Annotated in this window: 20 protein-coding genes; 9 read left to right on the top strand and 11 right to left on the bottom strand. The window is 74.2% G+C overall.

Going from position 1 to position 19,726, the window contains the following annotated elements; all coding sequences use genetic code 11:
- Positions 1-20 precede the first annotated feature (20 nt).
- Positions 21-881: an alpha/beta fold hydrolase gene (locus tag ABD437_RS14090; protein WP_344649252.1), complete on the bottom strand. Its 861-nt coding sequence runs from the start codon at positions 879-881 to the stop codon at positions 21-23.
- A gap of 85 nt (positions 882-966) precedes the next feature.
- Between ABD437_RS14090 and ABD437_RS14095 the strand changes: the two genes are divergently transcribed.
- Positions 967-1,431: a MarR family winged helix-turn-helix transcriptional regulator gene (locus ABD437_RS14095; protein WP_344649253.1), complete on the top strand. Its 465-nt coding sequence runs from the start codon at positions 967-969 to the stop codon at positions 1,429-1,431.
- 40 nt (positions 1,432-1,471) lie between these two features.
- On the opposite strand, the gene ABD437_RS14100 is transcribed toward ABD437_RS14095, so the two are convergent.
- Positions 1,472-1,837, bottom strand: coding sequence for a darcynin family protein (locus ABD437_RS14100; RefSeq protein WP_344649254.1), 366 nt, complete (start codon positions 1,835-1,837; stop codon positions 1,472-1,474).
- A gap of 101 nt (positions 1,838-1,938) precedes the next feature.
- Here ABD437_RS14100 and ABD437_RS14105 point away from each other — a divergent pair, with 101 nt between their 5' ends.
- Entirely contained in the window at positions 1,939-2,871 is a 933-nt protein-coding gene (locus tag ABD437_RS14105) for a LysR family transcriptional regulator (RefSeq protein ID WP_344649255.1), read from the top strand.
- Between the two features lie 66 nt (positions 2,872-2,937).
- On the top strand, positions 2,938-3,741 hold the full coding sequence (locus tag ABD437_RS14110; protein ID WP_344649256.1) for an SAM-dependent methyltransferase: 804 nt from the start codon (positions 2,938-2,940) through the stop codon (positions 3,739-3,741).
- 3 nt (positions 3,742-3,744) lie between these two features.
- Here ABD437_RS14110 and ABD437_RS14115 read toward each other — a convergent pair whose 3' ends face one another.
- Positions 3,745-4,662 carry an NADP-dependent oxidoreductase gene (locus tag ABD437_RS14115; protein ID WP_344649257.1) on the bottom strand — a complete coding sequence of 306 codons (918 nt, stop codon included), beginning with the start codon at positions 4,660-4,662 and terminating at the stop codon, positions 3,745-3,747.
- 28 nt (positions 4,663-4,690) lie between these two features.
- Entirely contained in the window at positions 4,691-5,281 is a 591-nt protein-coding gene (locus ABD437_RS14120; protein ID WP_344649258.1) for an NADPH-dependent FMN reductase, read from the bottom strand.
- 83 nt (positions 5,282-5,364) lie between these two features.
- Between ABD437_RS14120 and ABD437_RS14125 the strand changes: the two genes are divergently transcribed.
- Positions 5,365-5,898 (top strand): MarR family winged helix-turn-helix transcriptional regulator, encoded by a 534-nt coding sequence (locus tag ABD437_RS14125; RefSeq protein WP_344649259.1) that lies wholly within the window; start codon positions 5,365-5,367, stop codon positions 5,896-5,898.
- 21 nt (positions 5,899-5,919) lie between these two features.
- On the opposite strand, the gene ABD437_RS14130 is transcribed toward ABD437_RS14125, so the two are convergent.
- From ABD437_RS14130 to ABD437_RS14140, 3 genes are all read right to left on the bottom strand, one after another.
- Positions 5,920-7,713 carry a thiamine pyrophosphate-requiring protein gene (locus tag ABD437_RS14130; protein WP_344649260.1) on the bottom strand — a complete coding sequence of 598 codons (1,794 nt, stop codon included), beginning with the start codon at positions 7,711-7,713 and terminating at the stop codon, positions 5,920-5,922.
- Between the two features lie 77 nt (positions 7,714-7,790).
- Positions 7,791-8,249 (bottom strand): hypothetical protein, encoded by a 459-nt coding sequence (locus ABD437_RS14135; RefSeq protein WP_344649261.1) that lies wholly within the window; start codon positions 8,247-8,249, stop codon positions 7,791-7,793.
- Positions 8,250-8,444: 195 nt separating this feature from the next.
- Positions 8,445-9,851, bottom strand: coding sequence for a carboxylesterase/lipase family protein (locus ABD437_RS14140; RefSeq protein ID WP_344649262.1), 1,407 nt, complete (start codon positions 9,849-9,851; stop codon positions 8,445-8,447).
- A gap of 131 nt (positions 9,852-9,982) precedes the next feature.
- Here ABD437_RS14140 and ABD437_RS14145 point away from each other — a divergent pair, with 131 nt between their 5' ends.
- Complete coding sequence (locus ABD437_RS14145) at positions 9,983-10,843, top strand: helix-turn-helix domain-containing protein (RefSeq protein WP_344649263.1); 861 nt, start codon at positions 9,983-9,985, stop codon at positions 10,841-10,843.
- Positions 10,844-10,847: 4 nt separating this feature from the next.
- On the opposite strand, the gene ABD437_RS14150 is transcribed toward ABD437_RS14145, so the two are convergent.
- Positions 10,848-11,762, bottom strand: a complete 915-nt coding sequence (locus tag ABD437_RS14150; RefSeq protein ID WP_344649264.1) for a helix-turn-helix domain-containing protein — start codon at positions 11,760-11,762, stop codon at positions 10,848-10,850.
- 33 nt (positions 11,763-11,795) lie between these two features.
- Entirely contained in the window at positions 11,796-12,848 is a 1,053-nt protein-coding gene (locus ABD437_RS14155; RefSeq protein ID WP_344649265.1) for a zinc-binding dehydrogenase, read from the bottom strand.
- Positions 12,849-12,916: 68 nt separating this feature from the next.
- Between ABD437_RS14155 and ABD437_RS14160 the strand changes: the two genes are divergently transcribed.
- Together ABD437_RS14160 and ABD437_RS14165 are read left to right on the top strand one after the other, a co-directional pair.
- A complete protein-coding gene (locus ABD437_RS14160) occupies positions 12,917-13,687 on the top strand; it encodes a helix-turn-helix transcriptional regulator (RefSeq protein ID WP_344649266.1) in 771 nt (256 codons plus the stop codon).
- A 97-nt stretch (positions 13,688-13,784) separates the two neighbouring features.
- Positions 13,785-14,384 (top strand): TetR/AcrR family transcriptional regulator, encoded by a 600-nt coding sequence (locus ABD437_RS14165; RefSeq protein WP_344649267.1) that lies wholly within the window; start codon positions 13,785-13,787, stop codon positions 14,382-14,384.
- An 82-nt stretch (positions 14,385-14,466) separates the two neighbouring features.
- Here ABD437_RS14165 and ABD437_RS14170 read toward each other — a convergent pair whose 3' ends face one another.
- Entirely contained in the window at positions 14,467-15,510 is a 1,044-nt protein-coding gene (locus ABD437_RS14170) for a zinc-dependent alcohol dehydrogenase (RefSeq protein WP_344649268.1), read from the bottom strand.
- Positions 15,507-16,262: an IclR family transcriptional regulator gene (locus ABD437_RS14175; protein ID WP_344649269.1), complete on the bottom strand. Its 756-nt coding sequence runs from the start codon at positions 16,260-16,262 to the stop codon at positions 15,507-15,509. The genes ABD437_RS14170 and ABD437_RS14175 overlap by 4 nt, the downstream gene beginning before the upstream one ends.
- A 42-nt stretch (positions 16,263-16,304) precedes the next feature.
- On the opposite strand from ABD437_RS14175, the gene ABD437_RS14180 reads away from it, so the two are divergent.
- Both ABD437_RS14180 and ABD437_RS14185 read left to right on the top strand, forming a co-directional pair.
- On the top strand, positions 16,305-19,052 hold the full coding sequence (locus ABD437_RS14180) for an FAD-binding and (Fe-S)-binding domain-containing protein (RefSeq protein WP_344649270.1): 2,748 nt from the start codon (positions 16,305-16,307) through the stop codon (positions 19,050-19,052).
- The gene (locus ABD437_RS14185) at positions 19,049-19,723 is read left to right on the top strand and encodes an SDR family NAD(P)-dependent oxidoreductase (protein ID WP_344649271.1); all 675 of its coding nucleotides are present in this window, start codon (positions 19,049-19,051) and stop codon (positions 19,721-19,723) included. Before ABD437_RS14180 ends, ABD437_RS14185 begins: the two co-directional genes overlap by 4 nt.
- Positions 19,724-19,726: the final 3 nt, after the last annotated feature.

The raw sequence follows: 19,726 nt of genomic DNA on the forward strand, positions 1-19,726 counted from the left end.
GTAAGCCGAACGGGCGGAGTTCATCGCGACCGGCTCCGGTCGACGTTCTCGACGAAGTCGTGCACGGTCGCGGCGAACGCGTCCGGCGCCTCCTGGGCGATCAGGTGCCCGACGCCGGGGATCGTCACCGCGGTGACGTCGCCCCGCGTGACCTGGCGCATCGTCCGCTCGGTGAAGGGCGCGTTGATCCCGTCGACGGCGAGCACCGGCATCGTCAGCGGCTGCGACTCGGCGAGCGCGCGGGTGCGTGCGGCGTCGTCCAACGAGGAACGGTAGAGGGCCTGGGTGCCGCGCCAGCCGCCGTCGCGCGCGTAGGTGCGGGTGAACTCGTCGAGGTCGGCCTCGGTGACCGCTCCCGGCACCGTGGTCATCAGGCCGACGGCCCAGTCGAGCATCGTGCGCTCGCGGCCGGCCAGGAACAGGTCGGGGATCCCGGGGGCGGCGAGGAACCCGACGTGCCACGAGCCGCCGTTGACCACGTCGGCCAGCATCTGAAGGCCGAACCCGGGGAGCGTCGTCTCGACCGCGGTGACGCTGCGGACGTCGTCGGGGTGGGTGGCCGCGAACCGGACGACCGGGCCACCGGCGATGTCCTGGCCGGTCACGTGCACCGGACCGACCCCTAAGTGGGTCACCAGCCGGTGCAGGTCCTCGGCGACCGCGGCCAGGTCGGAGTCGGCGGGGTCGGAGTCGCCGAAGCCCGGCAGGTCCACCGCGAACACCCGGTGGTGTTCGGCCAGCAGCGGGATGACTCCGCGGAAGGCCCACCAGGTCTCCGGCCAGCCGTGCACGAGCAGGATCGGCGAGCCGGCCGTACCGGCCGAGACGTAGTGCAGTGCGCCCGCGGTGTGGTGCGTGACGCCGTCGAGTGACACCGGCATGGGAAACCTCCAGAAATAGACAACCAGGTTGGCTGTTAAATTAGCCAACCTGGTTGTCTTCGTCAAGATTCCCTACGCTGCCCCCATGGCTTCTCGATCGGGCGCCGACCTCGCCCTGCTCCTGCTGGGCAGCTACCGCAACCTCGTGGACGAGGTGACGAACGAGCTGGCCGCCCGCGGCTATCCCGACTCGCGCCCGTCGCACGAGTACGCGATGCGCGCCATCCGGGCCGGTGCCGACAACGCCTCCGAGCTCGGCCGCCGGCTCGCCGTCACCAAACAGGCCGCCGCGAAGACGATCACCGTGCTCCTCGACCGCGGCTACGTCACCGCCGAGGCCCATCCCGACGACGCCCGGCGCAAGCGCATCGAGATCACCGAACGCGGCCTGGCGCTGATGCGTGAGGGCGAGGCGATCTTCGACGAGGTGCGGGCCCGCTGGGCGCAGCGCCTCGGCGTCGCGGAGCTCGAGCGCCTGGAGGCCCAGCTCGCGCAGTTCGTCGGGGACTCCCCGATCCGCCTGGACGCCCCGGGCTGGGCCGCGCAGTAGCTGGGCCGCGCAGTAGCTGGGCCGCGCTGTAACCGTCCGGTCAGGTGGCGAGGGTGGCCGCCGGGGCGAGCTCGTAGGTGCGCGCGTACCCGTTCTCGACGCCCACCAGCAGCTCCACCACCGCGAAGTAGCGGTCCCAGAACGGCGTCTCGCGCAGCGCGTCGATCAGCAGCCGGTAGGCGTCGTGGTCGACAGCCTCCCAGACCCAGACGTCGGTGACCCGGGCCGAGTAGAACTCCGTGTCGTAGAAGCGCGACCGGACACCCCGGGTGCGTGACTCGATCACCGGGACGACGTCGGTGGTGAAGGCCCGCACGCGTTCGGCGACGGTCATCGCGAGCCACTCCGGGTTCGTCTTCACCAGCATGAACGCGGTGACCGGGTAGTCGGTGGGATCGGTGGACATCGGATACCTCCGAAGAGCGGGATCAGTGCCGCTCCAGGATGCGAACCACCGTCGCATCGCGACAATGGGAACATCAGCAACGAACCCTTGCCCGAACTGGAATGACGCCCGTGAGCAGCCCGAACCTCGACGCGAACCTCGCCGTCGCGCTCGACGCCCTGCTGGCCGAGCGCAGCGTGACCCGGGCCGCCGCGCGGCTGCGCACCTCGCCGGCGGCGATGAGCCGCACGCTGGCCCGGCTCCGCCGCGTGCTGCAGGATCCACTGCTGGTGCGGGCGGGTCAGGCGATGGTGCTGACGCCCCGGGCCGAGGCGCTGCGTGACGAGGCCGCGGCCGTGGTGGGCCGGCTGGCGGCCCTCCTCGCGCCCGGCGGCGACGTCGACCCCGCCGTCCTGCGGCGCACGTTCACCGTCCAGGCGTCGGACCTGCTCGGCGCGGCGCTGGCGCCGGGGCTGCTCGGGCTGGCCCGGCTCCGGGCGCCGGGTGTGTCGCTGCGGGTGCTGACCGAGGACTGGGAAGCCGGTCCGGCGCTGCGGAACGGCCGGGTCGACCTGGAGGTCGGCGCGGTCGACCACGCCGACCCGGAGACCGTGGTCGAGGAGCTGGTCACGCTGCGGATGGCGGCCGGTGTCCGGGCCGGGCACCCGCTCGCCCGGGGGCCGGTGACCGCCGCGCGGCTGGCCGCGGCCGACCACGTCGCGGTGAGCCGCCGCGGGCACTTCAGCGGCCCGCTCGACGTCGCGCTGGCCGAGCAGGGGCTGCGCCGCCGGGTCACCGCGGTCCTCCCCGGACATCTGGCCGCGATGGCGCTGGCCGCGGCCGGCGACGTGGTGTGCCTGGTGCCGGTCGCGCGGCCGGACGAACCGCCCACCCCGGTCGGCGTCGCCGCGCGGGCGCTGGGGCTGCACCTGCTGGAGATTCCGGTGGCGCTCCCGCCGCTCACGATCAGCATGGCCTGGCACCCGCGCCACACGGCCGACCGGGCCCACCAGTGGCTGCGCGACGCCGTCCGCCGGGTGCTCCGACCGGCGTAACCGCACGGGACCGGGTCAGTACCATGGGCGGGCCTTCCTCCGAACGAGCCGATGTGGAGTGCGATCATGCCGCTGGACGGGCCGGACATCGACACGTCAGTGGCGCACCCCGCCCGGCGCTACAACTACTGGCTGGGCGGCAAGGACAACTTCGCCGCCGACCGGGAGTCCGGCGACGCGATCGCCGCCGCGTTCCCGGGCATGGTCGTCGCCGCGCGGGAGAACCGGAAGTTCCTGCGCCGCGCGGTGCGCTACCTCGCCGCCGACGCCGGCGTGCGCCAGTTCCTCGACGTGGGCACCGGCATCCCGACCGAGCCGAACCTGCACGAGGTGGCGCAGGCCGTCGACCCGTCGGCCCGGGTCGTCTACGTCGACAACGACCCGATCGTCCTGGCGCACGCGAACGCGCTGCTGACCGGGACCGATCAAGGGGTGACGACGTACGTCGACGCCGACGTGCGCGACCCGGCCCGCATCCTCGCCGAGGCCCGGGCGACGCTGGACTTCGACCGGCCGATCGGGCTGACCCTGCTGGCGATCATGCACTTCGTGCCTGACGCCGACGGGGCGCACGCGCTGGTGGCCGAACTCGTCGACGCCCTCGCGCCCGGGAGCTACCTGGCGCTGAGCCACGCCACCGGCGACTTCATCCCGCCGGAGATCGTGGCCGAGATGGCCAAGCGGGACGCCCGCTCGAAGTCACCGGTGGTCGACCGCGACCGGGCCGCGTTCGCGCGGTTCTTCTCCGGCCTGGAACTGGTCGACCCCGGCATCGTGACGGTGGCGCGCTGGCGCGAGGACACCGAGGAGGGCGACCGCCCGGCCGACGAGACGGTGTCGCTCTACGGCGCGGTGGCCCGCAAGCCGTAACGCCTACGACGGGTCGGGGCGCACCCGGACCACCCGCTTGCCGAACCCGTGCCGCGTCGCGACGTCGGTGTAGGCCCGCGCGATCTCGTCGAGCGGATACTCGGCTTCGATCGGCACGACCAGCCGCCCGGCCGCGATCAGGTCCAGCAGCTCGGCCCAGATCGTCGGCGAGAGCGCGTCGCCGTTGCCCTTCGCCCGCACTCCGTACCGCTGGACGGCGGCGTGGTCGGTGATCGTGTTGATCCGGTCCGGTGACACCCCGAGCCGGATCGCGAGGTCGACGTTGCCGCGCCCGAACGTGTCGATGAACGCGTCCGGACCGTCCGGCACCAGCTCGCGCACCCGGGTCTCCAGGCCCCGCCCGTACTCCACCGGCTCGATGCCGAGCCCCCGGAGCCGGCGCGCGTGACCGCTCGAGGTGGAGCCGACGACCCGGGCGCCGGCGAGTCGGGCCAGCTGCCCGGCCAGTACACCGACGCCGCCGGACGCCGCCGACACGAAGACCGTCTCGCCGGGCTCCGGGGCCACCGCGGCGACCGTCGCCCAGGCGGTGGCACCCGCGGCCGGCACGACCGCGGCCGGAGCGAAGCCGAGCCCGGCGGGCTTGGGCGCCGCGGAGCCGGCGTCGACGACCGCGAAGTCCGCCATCGCGGCACCCGGCGCGAACCCGACGACCTCGTCGCCGACCGCGAAGCCGCGGACACCGGGCCCGAGCGCCGCGACGACCCCGGCGAAGTCGTGCCCCATGCCCTGCGGGAACCCGGCCGGTCCACTCGCGAACATCCCCAGCCGGATGGCGTTCTCGGCCGGGTTGAGCGACGCCACCACGACCTCGACGAGCAACTGCCCGGCGGACGGTTCGGGGCGCGCGACCTCGACGACGCTCAGGACCTCGGGCCCGCCGTATCTGGTGAACCGCACTGTCCTCGACACGATCGGTGGCCGGTTCTCAGGCGGCGGGGGTGAGCGCCGCCGCGCGGACGGCCTTCAGCGCGCCGGCCCAGCTCTCCAGCTGGTCGAACAGCACCTGCGCCGCTCCGACGTTCATCTCGGCCGGCGTGAACTCGCTGAAGTTCGCGAAGTCGGTGTACATCGAGAAGCTGAGCTGCTGCTGGACGTGCGCCACCTGCAGCTCGCTCAGCACGCCGCGCAGGTGCTCGATCGCCCGGGCCCCGCCGACCGCGCCGTAGCTGACGAACCCGGCGACCTTGTTCGTCCACTCCTGGTACAGGAAGTCGATGGCGTTCTTCAGGACGCCCGACGTGGAGTGGTTGTACTCCGGGGTGACGAACACGTAGCCGTCGAACCCGGCGATCGTGTCGGCCCAGACCTTGGTGTGGTCCTTGGAGTACAGCGCCGGCCCGGCCTTCGCCGGAATCGGCTCGTCCAGGTGCGGCAGCGGGAAGTCGGCCAGGTCGACCAGCTCGTACTCGGCGCCGGTGCGCCCGGCCGCCTGCGCCAGCACCCAGTCGGCGACCACTGCGCCGTTCCGACCGGGGCGGGTGCTTCCGATGATGACGGCGATCCGCAGCGATGACATGACTACTCCCTCGTTACATGAATGTTCATGCGAGACGGTAGCAGGCTACTACGTGAAAATTCATGTGACGGTAGACTCAGTCGGTGACGACCGAGAAGCCGGCGTGGCTCGACGCCGACGAGTTGCGGGCCTGGCGTGCGCTGCACGCGGCGACGGTCGTCCTGCCGGTCGCGCTGGACGTGCAGCTGCAACGCGACGCCCGGATCAGCTATCTGGAGTACTACGTCCTGGCCGGTCTGTCCGAGCAGCCCGATCGCACGCTGCGCCTGAGCGAGCTGGCGATCCTCACCGGGGCCGAGCTGTCGCGCATCTCGCACCTGATCGTCCGGCTGGAGAAGCGCGGCCTGGTCCTCCGCCGCCCCGACCCCGACGACGGGCGCTACACCAACGCCGTGCTCACGGACCTGGGCTGGGAGAAAGTGGAGCAGGCCGCGCCCGGCCACGTGGCGACCGTTCGCAGCCTGCTGTTCGACGGGGTCGACCCATCCGGGCGCGAGGAGCTCGAGCGCACCGCGGGTCGGATCGTCGCCGCACTGCGGGAGACCGACCTCCCCTTGGCGCCGACGATCCGGAAGGCGCTGGGCGCTCCCGGGCCGGCGTCGGACGAGCGTGCGTAGGCGCAGCGCGGCCCGTCCTCGTCAGGCCTGGTCGTCGTACCCCTCGTCGGCGCGCTCCCGGCGCAGGTGGTCCTCTGCCCGGCGGCTCAGGTCGTCGTTCTCGGCGGCCAGCCCGGCGAACATCGGCTCGACCTGTTCGGACGGGCGCGCGGGCGGGAGGAGCGGGATCGCGGCGTCGACCACCGCGTGCACCAGGACGGGCCGGTCGGCCGCGAGCGCCTCGTCCCACGCGGCGGCCATCTCCTCGGGCGAACCGACCCGGATGCCGCGCAGGCCGAGCAGCTCGGCCCACTGCGCGTACGGCACGGCCGGGAGGTCCTGCGAGGTGGCGAACCGGGGCTCGCCCTCCATCTCGCGCTGTTCCCAGCTGACCTCGGCCAGATCGCCGTTGTCGAGCACGCAGACGACGAACCGGGGGTCGGCCCAGTCGCGCCACCGGGCCGCCACCGTGACCAGCTCGGCGAGGCCGGTCATCTGGAACGCGCCGTCGCCGGCGAGCACGACCACCGGCCGGTCGGGGTGCGCGAGCTTGGCCGCGAGCCCGTACGGCAGCCCGCACCCCATCGACGCCAGCGTGCTCGACAGGTGCGCGGGCACGCCCCGGGGCAGCCGCAGGTGCCGGGCGTACCAGTAGACGACCGAGCCCACGTCCACCGCGACCTGGGCGTCGTCGGGCAGCCTGCCGTTGAGCGAGCGCACCACGTACTGCGGGTTCAGCGGCTCCGCCGACGCGTCCGCGCGTGCGGTGGCCGTCTCGTGCCACTGCCGCACCCACTGCTCCACCTGGGTGCGCCAGGCCGGCCGGGGACGCGGTTTCACCGCGGCGATCAACGCGCGGAGGGTCTCGGCCGCGTCCCCGGTCAGCGGCACCTCGACCGGGTAGCGGACGCCGAGCCGCCGTCCGTCGATGTCGATCTGCACCGCCCGGGCCTGACCGGGCGCCGGGTAGAACTCGGTCCACGGGTCGTTGGTGCCGACCAGCAGCAGCGTGTCGCAGTTCTGCAGCAGCGCGGCGCTCGCGGTCGTCCCCAGGTGCCCCATGACTCCGGTGTGGACCGGGAGTTCCTCGTCGAGCACCGGCTTGCCGAGCAGCGACGCCACGATGCCCGCGTCCAGCCGCTCGGCGAGCTCACGCACCTCCGGGGCGGCCGCGTAGGCGCCCTGGCCGACCATGATCGCGATCCGTTCACCGGCGTCGAGCACCTCCGCGGCGGCGCGGACGTCGTCGTCGTGCGGGAGCACCCGGGCCGGACGCCACCCGGGGCTGGTGACGAGCACACCGTGCTCGTGCGCGGTCGGGTCGGGCGCCGGCGCGGTCTGCACGTCGTGCGGCAGGACGACGCAGGTCGGGCTGCGGGTGGCGAGCGCGGTGCGGAACGCCTTGTCCAGCAGCATCGGCACCTGCTCCGGGGTGTGCGCCGACTGCACGAACTGCGCGCAGACGTCACCGAACAACCGCACCAGGTCGATCTCCTGCTGGTAGGAGCTCCCGAGCACGGTCGAGCTCTGCTGGCCGACGATCGCGACCACCGGTTTCGAGTCCAGTTTCGCGTCGTAGAGCCCGTTGAGCAGGTGCACCGCGCCCGGCCCCTGCGTCGAGAGGCAGACGCCGGCACCGCCGGTGTACTTCGCGTCCCCGACGGCCATGAACGCGGCCGCCTCCTCGTGCCGGGCCTGCACGAACGCCGGCCGGCCGGCCCGGCGCAGCGCCCCCATCACCCCGTCGATGCCGTCGCCGGAGTACCCGAACACCCGCTCGACGCCCCACGCGGACAGCCGTTCGACGACCAGATCGGACACGGTCCGCTCACCCATGGCTGCTCCCGGAGACGTCGACGACGGACTCCGCCGACTACCCCGGCACCACCGCGCTAATCCTGTCCCCGTGGCGCCTAGTCGTCGGACTCGGTCCCGGCGTTCACCCGGGTCGCCGTCCTGGTCGTGGTCGTCGCCGTGCCGGACACCACGACGTGGGCACCGGCCGGCAGCGCGTCCAGCGTGGTGACCTCGTCGTTCAGCACGATCCGCGCGGTGCCGGCCACCGGGACCGTCACGCTGGTGCCGCGCTGGCGCTTCGGCCCCTTGACCGTGAGCGTGACGTTGGTGGACGTCGTCGCGGTGAGCGTGCCGGTGAGCGTGAACCGGGTGACCTTCACCGGCTTCTTGACCTCCGGGCTCTTCCGGCTCTCCGGCGCTTTCCGGTTCTCCGGGACCCGGTGGTGCTCCGGGGCCTTCGTGGCCGACGCGGCCCGCACCGCGGCGGACGGACTCGCCTGCGCGGGCGCGGCGACCGCACCGGCGACGACCGCGCCGACGACGAGGGGCAGTACGGAGAGAGCTGAGCGGCGCATCGGGAACTCCTGATCGCTGTCGGTGGACGGCTCCACCATCAGCGGGGCCAGGAGCGCGGACCGGTGCCGGTCGGGTGCGGTGCGGCTGCGAGGCCACCGGCCGTTGGGCGGCGGAGGGCACCGTGGCCAACGTCGTCAACCCGGGCGGGGTCGCGACCGGGCTGCAGCGTGACCTCACGGCCGCGCTGACGCCGGTCAGAACGTCCGCGTCACCGGGCGCGCGGGCTCGTAGGCAGGCCAGCCCGGGTCGCCGGTCCGGGCGAACGCGACCCAGGCTCCGTGCATCCGGTCGGCGAGCCCGGCCGGCGCCGGGCCGGGGCCGAGCAGGCCGGTGTCGCCGTGCAGCCAGGGTTCGTCGGCGACGTCGAACACGAACGGCAGCTCGACGGTGTGCGCCGCACCGAGACGCCCGTCCAGCGCACCCGAGCGGTGCCGGAACGAGTAGGCGTGGGTGCGCCCACCGGAGAGGCGGGCGTGCGCGTCGGTCATCCGGGCCGTCCCGGCGCCGAACAACGCCCGGCCCAGTACGGCCGACCGCCGCTCCCCCGGCGTCGAGCCGCCCGACCACGCCGCCCCGGCCCGGTGCTCGCCGACGCGGGCGACGAGCGCCTCCACGTCGGCGTCGGTCGAGGTCTCGAACGCACCCTGCGGCACCAGGTACAGGTGGCCTTCCTCGCTGTTGGTGCCGATCAGGAGGTCGACGTCGGCGGCCGGGCCGTCGGCCAGCGCGTCGGCCGGCTGGGTGTCGAGCACCGGGCCGAGCGGGCTGAGGCCCACCAGCGGGTCGGTCGCCGTGGCGGTCCGGAGGTCGAGCCCGCTCAGCGCGGGCAGCACGCCGACGAACCGCTCGTCCGGCACCGCGCCGAACGCGGCGACGGTCGGCTCCACGTCCAGCGCCGCGGCCGCCGCGGCCGTGACCCGGCGGGCCTGTTCGGGGGTGAACGCGCCGGTGCCGCTGCCACTCTGGACGATCGCGCGCCGGAACAGGCCCTTCGCGTCACGCGTCGCGAGCAGCGCGCCGACGAGCGTCGCGCCGGCGGACTGGCCGGCGAGCGTGACGTTCGCCGGGTCCCCGCCGAACGCGGCGATCGAGTCGCGTACCCAGGTGAGCGCGGCGAGCACGTCGAGCAGGCCGCGGTTGGCGGGCGCGCCGTCCAGGTCGAGGAAACCCGGGACGCCCAGCCGGTAGTTGAGCGTCACCAGCACGATCCCGTCGCGGGCGAAGGACCGGCCGTCGTAGAGCGCGGCCCCGCCGGTGCCGGTGACGAACCCGCCGCCGTGCACGAAGACCAGCACCGGACGCGAGCCGGCGCGGGCGGCCGGCGTGGTGACGTCGACGGTCAGGTACTCCTCGCCGCGTACCCAGCCGGGTCCGAAGTAGGGGGTCAGGTCGAGCCGGCCGAAGGCACGCACCGGCTGGGGCGCGGTCGGCGAGGGCCGGGTGGCGTCCCGGATTCCGCTCCAGCCCGGGTGGGGCACCGGCGGAGCGAACCGTCCCGCACCGGCCGGTGGGGCCGCGTAGGGGATCGCGCGGTAACGCTCACCGGCCTCGCCACGCCGGCCACGGACCGCGCCGGCCGCGGTCTCGACGATCGGGTGCACAGCCGTGTCCTCTCGGTGGTGGACGGGTACGGCGTCGAGCGTGCCCGGGCGGGTGGGCGGCAACCAGACCCGCGGAAAGCTATCCCCGGCCGGGGCAGGCTGCGCGCCGCTCGGTCGCGCACACTGGGGGCGTGGAACGACACGCGCGACTCGGTGAATTCCTCCAGGTCCGGCGCAGCCAGCTGACCCCGGACGGCGTCGGTCTTCCGGACGGCGTCCGGCGCCGCCGGGTGCCCGGGCTGCGTCGCGAGGAGCTGGCGATGCTGGCCGGCGTCAGCGTCGGCTACTACACCCGGCTGGAGCAGGGTCAGTCGCAGAACGCGTCCGTGCAGGTCCTCGACGCGATCGCGGACGCGTTGCAGCTCGACGCGGCCGACCGCACGTACCTGCACTCGCTGGCCACGCCGGTCAGCCGGTCGGCGAAGGCCGGGCCGCCGCCGGACGAGACCGCGTCGGCGGACCTGCTGACGCTGCTGGGCGCCATGACCGGCGTGCCCGCGGTCGTCCTCGGGCGACGCAACGACGTGCTGGCCTGGAACCCGCTCGGCCACGCCCTGCTCGCCGGTCACCTGGACGTCACCGGCCCGTCCCGCGCCGACGAGCGCCCGAACATGTCGAAGGTCGTGTTCCTGGACCCCCACACCCGCGACCTCTACGTCGACTGGGACGCCAAGGCGCGTGCCGTGGCCGGGAACCTGCGCCTGGCCGCGGGGCGGCACCCGCACGACCGCGACCTGCTCGCGCTGATCGGCGAGCTCACGGTCGCCAGCCCCGACTTCGCCGCGATGTGGGCCGACCACACCGTCCAGGACTGCGCGAGCGACGTCTACGACCTGCGCCACCCGCTCGTCGGCTCGCTGCGGGTGCAGCAGCACACGCTCAAGCTCAACCAGGCTCCCGACCAGTCGCTGGTGGCGATGACGACCGAGCCCGGGTCACCGTCGGCGACCGCCGTGACGCTGCTGGCCCAGGCGATCGGCGAGCGGGCCTGACCGGTCACCGGGCGACGGCCGCGCGCAACGCGGAGGCCAGCCAGTCGAGGTCCGCGCGGGCGTCGTCCGCGCCGCGCTGACCACGGACGCGCGACACGAGCACCCGGTAGGTCTCGGCCCGCGCGTCGATGCCGGCTTCGACGCAGGCCAGCACGGCCGCCAGGGGCTCCGCGTCGCCGAACGTCGCCGCGACGAACGCGGCCGCGCCCGGCGTCCCGGGACCGACGCCGCGCTCGCGCACCGCGCGCACCTGCTCGACGACCTCACGGGCCCAGAAGACGCGTGCACCGGGCGGCGTCGGCTCCCCCGCCGGCGTCGGCACGCTGAGCTCCAGGAACGTGCGCATCCGGGCGCGGAACCCGGGATCCTGCACGAGTTCGGCCAGCTCGATCCAGGCGTCCACCTGGTCGGGGGTGGGCTCGTCGGGCAGGTCGATCCGCAGCGCCCGGAGCCGGTCCCGGAGCTCGGGGCGGAGGTCGAGGTCGCCGAACACGTCGTGTTTGAAGTCGTCGATGATCCGCAGCCGTTCGCCGGCCGAGATCCGGGCCAACCGGTTCATGAGCGCTGCCTCCTGGGCGGTCGAGTGGCGTTTCGAGACGGTGGACAGCACGGCCCGGCTCACCTTGAGCGCACGGATCTGCGTGTCGATCGCGGCGACGTGCGTGTCCGCGACCGCGGCGAGCGTCGTCCGCCCGTCGAGCACGCCGACCACCTCGTCGAGCCCGAGGCTCAGTTCACGCAGGGTGCGGACCAGCTCGGCGCGGGCCGCGCCGCCCACGTCGTAGAGCCGGTACCCGCCGGCCGACCGGGTGGCCGGCGGGAGCGCGCCCTCGTCCGACCAGAACCGCAGGGTCCGAACCGGAATGCCGGTACGGTCCGCGAGCTGGCCGATGGTCAGGAGTTCGGGGGGTTCGTCCATGCGACGATCCTCGACGTTCCAGCGGCTGGAGAGTCAAGCGGCGCGGGGCACCAGGACGACGAACGCCAGGCCCGACGTGGAGTCGGCGAGGTCGAGCGCCGCCGCCGGGTCGTCCAGGCCGACCACCCGGGGCTCCAGTGCGGACAGGTCGAGCACGCCGCCGCCGACCAACCGCCACACCGCGGCGACCGTCTCCGGACGCGCCATCCACGAGCCGCGGACCGTCATCCGCCGCCGCATCAGGTCCCCGTAGGCGAGCGTCAGGTTCTGGCGCACCCCGCCGATCAGGACGAGCGTGCCGCCGGGCCGCAGGGCGTCGTACCCGGCGAGCGTCGGGCCGGGATCGGGCACCGCGCCGAGCGCGTCGACGGTGACGTCGGGTTCGCCGGCGGCGCGGATCGCGGCCGCGTCGGCGGGCCGGTCGCCGGTGAGCCGGACGGTGACCACGCGGCGGTCGAGCGCCGCGAGCCGCGCCAACGCGTCGGGGTTGCGGCCGACCGCCACCACGCCGGACGCGCCCCGGGCCAGGGCCACCAGCACCGCGGCGCCACCGAGCTGCCCGGTCGCGCCGAGGACCGCGACCCGCTCGCCCGGCTGCTGACCGGTCAGCGCCTCGGCGGCGATCGACAACCACGGCAGGAACGCCAGCCGCGGGTCGTCGCCGGCTCCCGGCACCGGCACCAGCACCGAGGCGGGCAGCACCGCGCGCTCCGCGAACGTCCCGTCGCGCCACCGCTCCTGCAGCCGCGCGACGACCGGGGTCCGCTCGCCGCGTCCCCCGATCCCGGTCCAGCCGACGATGAACTCCGCCCCGGCCTCCCGGAGCAGGCCGGCGTTGACGACGACGTCGCCGGGCGCGAACCCGGTGACGTCGTCGGCGACGGCCACCACCCGGGCGAGGCCGCCGGCGCCCAGCACCAGCGGGGTCGGGATCGATCCCCGCGTCCCCCCGGTGAGCACCGAGGAGTACGCGGGGACGTGCACCGCGAGGACGTCGACGAGCACACCGCCCGCACGCAGCGAGGGCTCCGGAACGTCCAGGAGCCGCAGTTCGTCGTCGGTCGAGTTGAGTTTCCAGGCACGCATAACGTCAGCGTGCGCGTTCGTTAGCCTGGTATCCAGTAACGGCTTATCCTGGTATCGAGGCTGCCACGATGGAACGACACGAGCTCGGACGCTTCCTGCGCAGCCGCCGGGAGCACCTCACCTGCGCCGACGTGGGGCTGCCGGTCACCGGCCGGCGGCGTACCCCGGGCCTGCGCCGGGAGGAGCTGGCGATGCTGGCCGGCATCAGCACCACCTGGTTGACCTACCTCGAGCAGGGCCGCGACGTCCGGGCGTCCGACCAGGTCCTCGCGTCGCTCACCCGGGCGCTCCGGCTCAGCCCGGCCGAACGCGACCACGTGTACGCGCTGGCCGGTTTCCCGGGGCCGGTCGCCCCGGCCGAACCGCTGGCACCCCACGTCGACGACGTCGCCGGCGCGCTCGGCCCGCACCCCGCCTACGTGACGGCGGCCGACTACGAACTCCTCGCCTTCAACGCCGCCGCGGAGGAGCTGTTCCGCGGCCTGGCGCGGATGGGCAACCTCGCACGCTGGCTGTTCACCGACCCGGCCGCGCGCGACCTGCTGCCCGACTGGACGGAGATCGCCCAGGACGTCCTGGCCCGCCTGCGTGCCGCGCAGGGCCGGCACCCGGGCGAGGAACGGTTCACCCGCCTCGTCGCCGACCTGCACGACGCCAGCCCCGAGGTGCGCAGCTGGTGGCCCCGCCAGGACGTCCGGGCCACCCGTTCGGGTACCAAACGGGTCCGCCACCCCCGGCGCGGCGTCCTCACGCTGTCCTACGTGTCGTTCCAGGTGGCCGACCACCCCGACCAGACGCTCGTGGTGTACCTGGACCCGGGCGCGGGTGACCGGCCTTGACCTTTGCGGCTAATGATCGTAGCTTTTAGCTAATGCTATTAGCGAACGCGTCGAGGGACGGGAGATCCGATGCCCGCGTTCCCGACGGCCGACGCCCGTGCCTAGAGCCGGCCTCGCCCCGGCCACGGTCGTCGCGTGCGGCGCCGACCTCGCCGACGAGGTCGGCCTGGCCAACCTGACCATGGGCCTGGTCGCCGCGCGGCTCGGTGTCCGGACGCCGTCGCTCTACCGGCACGTCGGGTCGCTCGACGCGCTGCACCGCGGCATCTCGGTCCAGGCCCGGCGGGAGTTCGTCCAGGTCCTGGCCCGGGCGGCCGCCGGGAGGTCCGGCCCGGACGCGGTCCACGCGCTCGCCGACGCCTGGCGCCGATGGGCCCGCGACCACCCCGGCCGCTACGTCACCAGCGTCCGCGCCGCGGTGGGCGACGACGAGGAGGACCGCCGCGTCACCGACGAGGCCCGGCGGCTGCTCGACGACGTGCTCGCCGGTTTCGACCTGCCCGGCCCCCGCGCCGTCGACGCCGCCCGCGCGATCCGCGCCGCGCTGCACGGCTTCGTCACGCTCGAGGTGGGCGGCGGCTTCGGCCTGCCCCGCGACGTCGACCGGAGCTTCCGCTCCCTGGTCGACACCCTGATCGGCGGCCTCCGCCCGCACCGCGACGCGGCGGAACCCGACCGAACCGGACGACCCGCCTGATCGACGCCGTCCTCGCCTCCGGAGAGCACCGACCGGGACCGACGTCGACGACGTGGTCGAGCAGCTCGGCCACGACGACCTCTCAGTCGTGCTCCGTGCGGCCGGGGCCAGCGCGTCGGAACGGGTCGACGTGCACCTTCGGGCCGGGTCCGGCGCCGGCCGGGCGCCGACCGGCGAGCACGTCGGCGACCTCCTCGAGCCCGACCGTCGCCGCGACCAGCGGACGAGGGTCGACGGCGCCGGACGCGTAGGCCGCGATGGTGGCGTCGAGACCGGGTGAGGCGGAGAGCACGCCCACCGCGGTGACGTCCTTGAGCGCCAGCGTGCGGGTGTCGACCAGGCTGGGGCTCCCGGCCAGACCGATGTAGACGACCCGGCCGGCCGGTTCGACCAGCGCCAGCGCCCGCGCGGGCAGGTACGCGGCGTTGGAGGCGTCGACGACCGCGTCGAACGGCAGGTCGGGCAGTTCCGGTTCGGTCCACGCGTCGGCGAACCCGAGGCCGCGGGCGAACGCGAGGCTCTCCTCGTCGCGCCCCAGCAGGTGCACCTCGGCGCCCGCCGCACGCAGGAACAGGGCGGTGAGCAGCCCGATCGTGCCGGGGCCGAGCACCAGCGCGCGGTCGCCCGGACCGACGTCCGCCGCCCGCGCCGCGCGCCACCCGTTCCCGCCGGGCTCGACGAGAGCGCCGAGGACCGGATCCACGCTGTCGGGGATCGCGTGCAGCGACGTCACCGGGACCGCGATCCGCTCGGCCAGCGCACCGGCGCGGCCGCCCCGGATGCCGACCTCCTGGCGGTGTTCGCACACGTGCTGGTGTCCGCGCCGGCACCGGCGGCAGGTGCCGTCGCCGATCATCGTGTCGCCCATGACCCGGCGCCCGATCCAGGCCCGGTCGACACCGTCCCCGACCTCGGCGACGAGCCCGGCCCACTCGTGGCCGAGCCGCATCGGGTAGGACGAGTGCCCCTGGTGCAGGTAGGCCATCTCGCCGGTGAAGAACTCCACGTCGGTGCCGCACACCCCGACCCGTTCGACCCGGACGACGACCTCGCCGGGCACGGCGACCGGCGGCGGGACGTCCTCGACCGCGGCCCGGCCGGGGCCGTGCAGCACGAAGGCTCTCATCGGAACGCACCGAGCGCGTGGCGCACCTCGTCGACGGCGTCGGTGAGGGTGGCGAGCGGCGTGCGGTAGGTCAGCGCGCTGATGCTGATCGCGCCGGACGGGGTGGCCGGTGACGTGGCGTAGACCGGCACGGCGAGGCAGTTGACACCGACCTCGTTCTCCTGGTCGTCGACCGCGTACCCCCGTTCCCGGCTGCGTCGCAGCTCGCGGAACAGGTCGTCGGCGTCGCCGAGCGTGTTCGCGGTGCGCCGCACCAGCGGTTCGTCGCCGACCCAGTCGCGCACCGCGTCGAGCGAGTCGAGCCGGTAGGCCAGCAGCAGCTTCCCGACGCCGGTCGCGTGGGCCGGGTTGCGTCCGCCGATCGTGGAGGTGAGCCGCACCGCGCCGGAGGGCGGATCGACCTTCGCCCGGTAGACGATCTCCCGGCCGTCGAGCACGGCGTAGTGCGCGGTCTCGCCGAAGCGGGCGGCCAGGGTCTCCAGGACCGGGCGGATCCGCACCTGCTCCGGGCGCAGCTCGTGGTGAGCGAAGGCCATCCGGAGGAACTCGTCGCCGAGCACGTAGCGTCCGCGTTCGTCCTGGTCGGCCAGGCCGGCGCGGCGCAGCGCGGCCAGCGCGCGGTGCACGGTGGGCTTCGGGCTGCCGATCGCGCGGGTCAGCTCCTCCAGCCCGGCCCCGTCGGGGTGCCGCGCGAGTTCCTTGAGTACCGCGAGTACCCGGTCGGATCCGACCAGCTGGTGTGTAGTGTCCATCTCATTCCGGAAGATAGACCACCGTTTCGACAGGTGGAAGACATGGCTCGCACTGATCCTCTGCTCGCCGCGCTGGAGCGCGCCGTCCCCGGCGGGGTCTCCACCCGCGCGTCGGACCGGCTGGGGTTCGCCCATGACGCGTCGCACTACCTGCTGACGCCGCGGGCCGTCGTCACCCCGCGCACCGCCGCCGAGGTCGGGCGGCTGCTGGCGGTCGACGGCGTCACGCTGACGTTCCGGTCGGGCGGGACGAGCCTCTCCGGGCAGGCCACCAACGACGGTGTGCTCGTCGACACCCGGCGGCACTTCCGGACGATCGACGTGCTCGACGACGGCGCGCGTGTCCGGGTGCAGCCGGGCGCCACCGTGCGCGCGGTCAACGCCCGCCTGGCCCGCTCGGGCCGCAAGCTCGGCCCCGACCCGGCCAGCGAGATCGCCTGCACGATCGGCGGCGTGGTCGCGAACAACTCCAGCGGCATGGCGTGCGGCACCGAGTTCAACACCTACCGCACGCTGGAGTCGGCGGTGCTGGTGCTCCCGAGCGGCACCGTGCTCGACACCGCGGCACGCGACGCCGACGACCGGCTCCGCGCGCTCGAACCCGACCTGTACGCCGGGCTGGCGCACCTGCGTGACCGGGTACGCGGCAACCCGGCGTCGGTCGCGACGATCGAACGGCTCTACCGGATCAAGAACACGATGGGGTACGGCCTCAACACGTTCCTCGACCACACCCGCCCGGTCGATCTCCTGCTGCACCTGGTCGTCGGCAGCGAGGGCACGCTCGCGTTCGTCGCCGAGGCCACGTTCCGCACCGTGCCCCGGCACGCCCACGCGGCGACCGGCCTGCTGCTCTTCGACGACCTCGCCGCCGCCACCGGCGCACTGCCCACCCTCGTCGACGCCGGGTTCGCCACCATCGAACTTCTCGACGCCACCAGCCTGCGTGTCGCCCAGCGCGACCCGCTGGCCGTCGGGGCCCTGCGCGCGCTGGCCGTCCGCGACCACGCGGCCCTGCTCGTCGAGTTCCAGGAGCCGGACGCCGACACGCTCGCCGACCGGGTCGCGGGGACGGTGCTCGACGGCCTCCCGCTGGCCGCACCGGCCACGCTGAGCCGCGACGCCACCGAACGCGCCGCGCTCTGGCACATCCGCAAGGGCCTCTACACCACGGTGGCCGGCGCGCGGCCGTCCGGCACCACCGCGCTGCTGGAGGACGTCGCCGTCCCGGTGCCCGAGCTGCTGCCGGTCTGCCGGTCGCTCACCGCGCTGTTCGAGGAGCACCGCTACACCGGCAGCGTCATCTTCGGGCACGCCAAGGACGGCAACATCCACTTCCTGCTGAACGAGAACTTCGACCGCCCCGACCTCGTCGAGCGCTACCTCGCGTTCACCGACGACATGGTCGACCTGGTCCTCGGGCACGGCGGGACGCTCAAGGCCGAACACGGCACCGGGCGCATCATGGCCCCGTACGTCCGCCGCCAGTACGGCGACGAGCTCTACGACGTCATGCGCGAACTCAAGCGGCTCGTCGACCCGCGCGGCCTGCTCAACCCGGGTGTCCTGCTCGACGAGGACCCCACCGCGCACGTCAGCAACCTCAAGACCACCCCGACCGTGGAGGAGGAGGTCGACCGCTGCGTCGAGTGCGGTTACTGCGAACCGGTGTGTCCGAGCCAGGACCTGACCACCACCCCACGCCGACGCATCGTGCTGCGCCGCGAGATCGCCCGGGCCCGCGGCACCGCGCTCGGCCGGGAACTGGCGGCCGAGTACCGCTACGACGCGGTCGACACCTGCGCGGTCGACGGGATGTGCCGCACCGCCTGCCCGGTCCTGATCGACACCGGCGACCTCACCCGCCGCCTCCGCGCCGAGAGCGCCGGCCCGGTCGCGCGGAGGACCTGGGCGACCGCCGCCCGGCACTGGGACGGCGTCACCCGGCTCGCGGCGACCGGCCTCACCGCGGCCAGGGCGCTGCCCGCCGCGCCGCTCACCCGGGCCGGCCGGAGCCTCTTCGGCGCCGACGCCGTGCCGGCCTGGTCACCCGACCTGCCCCGGGGCGGCGCCCGGCGGACCGCCCGCCCGGCCGCGGACCCGGCCGCGGTCTACTTCCCGGCCTGCGTCTCGACGATGTTCGCGGGCGGTGTCGAGGCGGCTTTCCTGGCCCTGTGCGAGCGCGCCGGAGTTCCCGTGCGGATTCCCGACGGGATCGCCGGCCTGTGCTGCGGAACGCCCTGGAAATCCAAAGGTCACGTCGAGGGTTACGCGCTCATGCGTGACCGTGTCGTCCCGGTGCTCCGCGACGCCACCGACGACGGGGCCCGGCCGATCGTGGTCGACGCGTCGTCCTGCACCGAGGGGCTCGCCCGGCTGCTGACCGGCGCCCGCGTGGTGGACGTCGTCGCGTTCGCCGACGAGGTCCTGCTCCCCCGGCTGCCCGCCGCCCGGCGCCTGACCTCGCTGGTCCTCCACCCCACCTGCTCGTCCACCCAGCTCGGGCTCGACCCGGCGCTGCGCCGGGTCGCCGCGGCCGCCGCCGACACCGTGGTCGAGCCCGACGACTGGGGCTGCTGCGCGTTCGCCGGTGACCGCGGCCTGCTCCACCCGGAGCTGACCGCGTCGGCCACCGCCCGGGAGGCCAGGTCGGTCGCCGCGCACCCGGCCGACGCGTACGCCTCGGTCAACCGCACCTGCGAGCTCGGCCTGAGCCGCGCCACCGGCCACCCGTACGAGCACGTCGTCGAGATCCTCGAACGTGTCACCCGGCCCGAAGGAGACGCATGAGCAGGTCCGCACTGGTCACCGGCGGAGCGAGCGGGCTGGGCGCGGCCAGCGCCGCCCGGCTGCGTGCCGAGGGCCTGACCGTCACCACGCTCGACCTGCGCGGCGCGGACGTCACCGCCGACGTCACCGACGAGGACGCCCTGCGCCGCGTCGCCACCGACATCGGGCCGGTGGACGTCCTGGTCAACTCGGCCGGCGTCATCGGCCCCAACAAGCTGCTGCTCGACACCACCGCGGACGAATGGCGCCGCGTCTTCGACGTCAACGTGCTCGGCACCGTCAACACCCTGCGGATCTTCGCCCCCGGCATGCGTGGGCGCGGCTGGGGCCGGGTGGTGAACTTCGCCAGCATGGCCGGCAAGGACGGCAACCCCGGGCTGTCGATCTACTCCGCCACCAAGGCGGCCGTCATCGGCCTGACCAAGTCCGCCGGCAAGGAGCTGGCCACCAGCGGGGTGCTGGTCAACGCCATCGCCCCGGCCGTCATCGCCACCCCGATGAACGACGACACCGCGCCCGAGGTGCTCGAACACATCACCGGCCTGATCCCGATGAAGCGGGTCGGGCGCCCCGAGGAGGTCGCCGAACTGGTGGCGTTCCTCGCGTCGGACCGGGTCAGCTTCTCCACCGGCGCGGTCTACGACATCAGCGGCGGCCGCGCGACGTACTGACGT

The organism is Cryptosporangium japonicum, assembly GCF_039524755.1.
GTDB classification, from domain to species: Bacteria; Actinomycetota; Actinomycetes; order Mycobacteriales; family Cryptosporangiaceae; genus Cryptosporangium; species Cryptosporangium japonicum.

Bases quoted from the DNA above. Each gene is read 5' to 3' on its own strand.
- ABD437_RS14090 (WP_344649252.1), bottom strand. From the start codon at position 881: ATGCCGGTGTCACTCGACGGCGTCACGCACCACACCGCGGGCGCACTG.
- ABD437_RS14095 (WP_344649253.1), top strand. From the start codon at position 967: ATGGCTTCTCGATCGGGCGCCGACCTCGCCCTGCTCCTGCTGGGCAGC.
- ABD437_RS14100 (WP_344649254.1), bottom strand. From the start codon at position 1,837: ATGTCCACCGATCCCACCGACTACCCGGTCACCGCGTTCATGCTGGTG.
- ABD437_RS14105 (WP_344649255.1), top strand. From the start codon at position 1,939: ATGACGCCCGTGAGCAGCCCGAACCTCGACGCGAACCTCGCCGTCGCG.
- ABD437_RS14110 (WP_344649256.1), top strand. From the start codon at position 2,938: ATGCCGCTGGACGGGCCGGACATCGACACGTCAGTGGCGCACCCCGCC.
- ABD437_RS14120 (WP_344649258.1), bottom strand. From the start codon at position 5,281: ATGTCATCGCTGCGGATCGCCGTCATCATCGGAAGCACCCGCCCCGGT.
- ABD437_RS14130 (WP_344649260.1), bottom strand. From the start codon at position 7,713: ATGGGTGAGCGGACCGTGTCCGATCTGGTCGTCGAACGGCTGTCCGCG.
- ABD437_RS14135 (WP_344649261.1), bottom strand. From the start codon at position 8,249: ATGCGCCGCTCAGCTCTCTCCGTACTGCCCCTCGTCGTCGGCGCGGTC.
- ABD437_RS14150 (WP_344649264.1), bottom strand. From the start codon at position 11,762: ATGGACGAACCCCCCGAACTCCTGACCATCGGCCAGCTCGCGGACCGT.
- ABD437_RS14155 (WP_344649265.1), bottom strand. From the start codon at position 12,848: ATGCGTGCCTGGAAACTCAACTCGACCGACGACGAACTGCGGCTCCTG.
- ABD437_RS14160 (WP_344649266.1), top strand. From the start codon at position 12,917: ATGGAACGACACGAGCTCGGACGCTTCCTGCGCAGCCGCCGGGAGCAC.
- ABD437_RS14170 (WP_344649268.1), bottom strand. From the start codon at position 15,510: ATGAGAGCCTTCGTGCTGCACGGCCCCGGCCGGGCCGCGGTCGAGGAC.
- ABD437_RS14175 (WP_344649269.1), bottom strand. From the start codon at position 16,262: ATGGACACTACACACCAGCTGGTCGGATCCGACCGGGTACTCGCGGTA.
- ABD437_RS14180 (WP_344649270.1), top strand. From the start codon at position 16,305: ATGGCTCGCACTGATCCTCTGCTCGCCGCGCTGGAGCGCGCCGTCCCC.
- ABD437_RS14185 (WP_344649271.1), top strand. From the start codon at position 19,049: ATGAGCAGGTCCGCACTGGTCACCGGCGGAGCGAGCGGGCTGGGCGCG.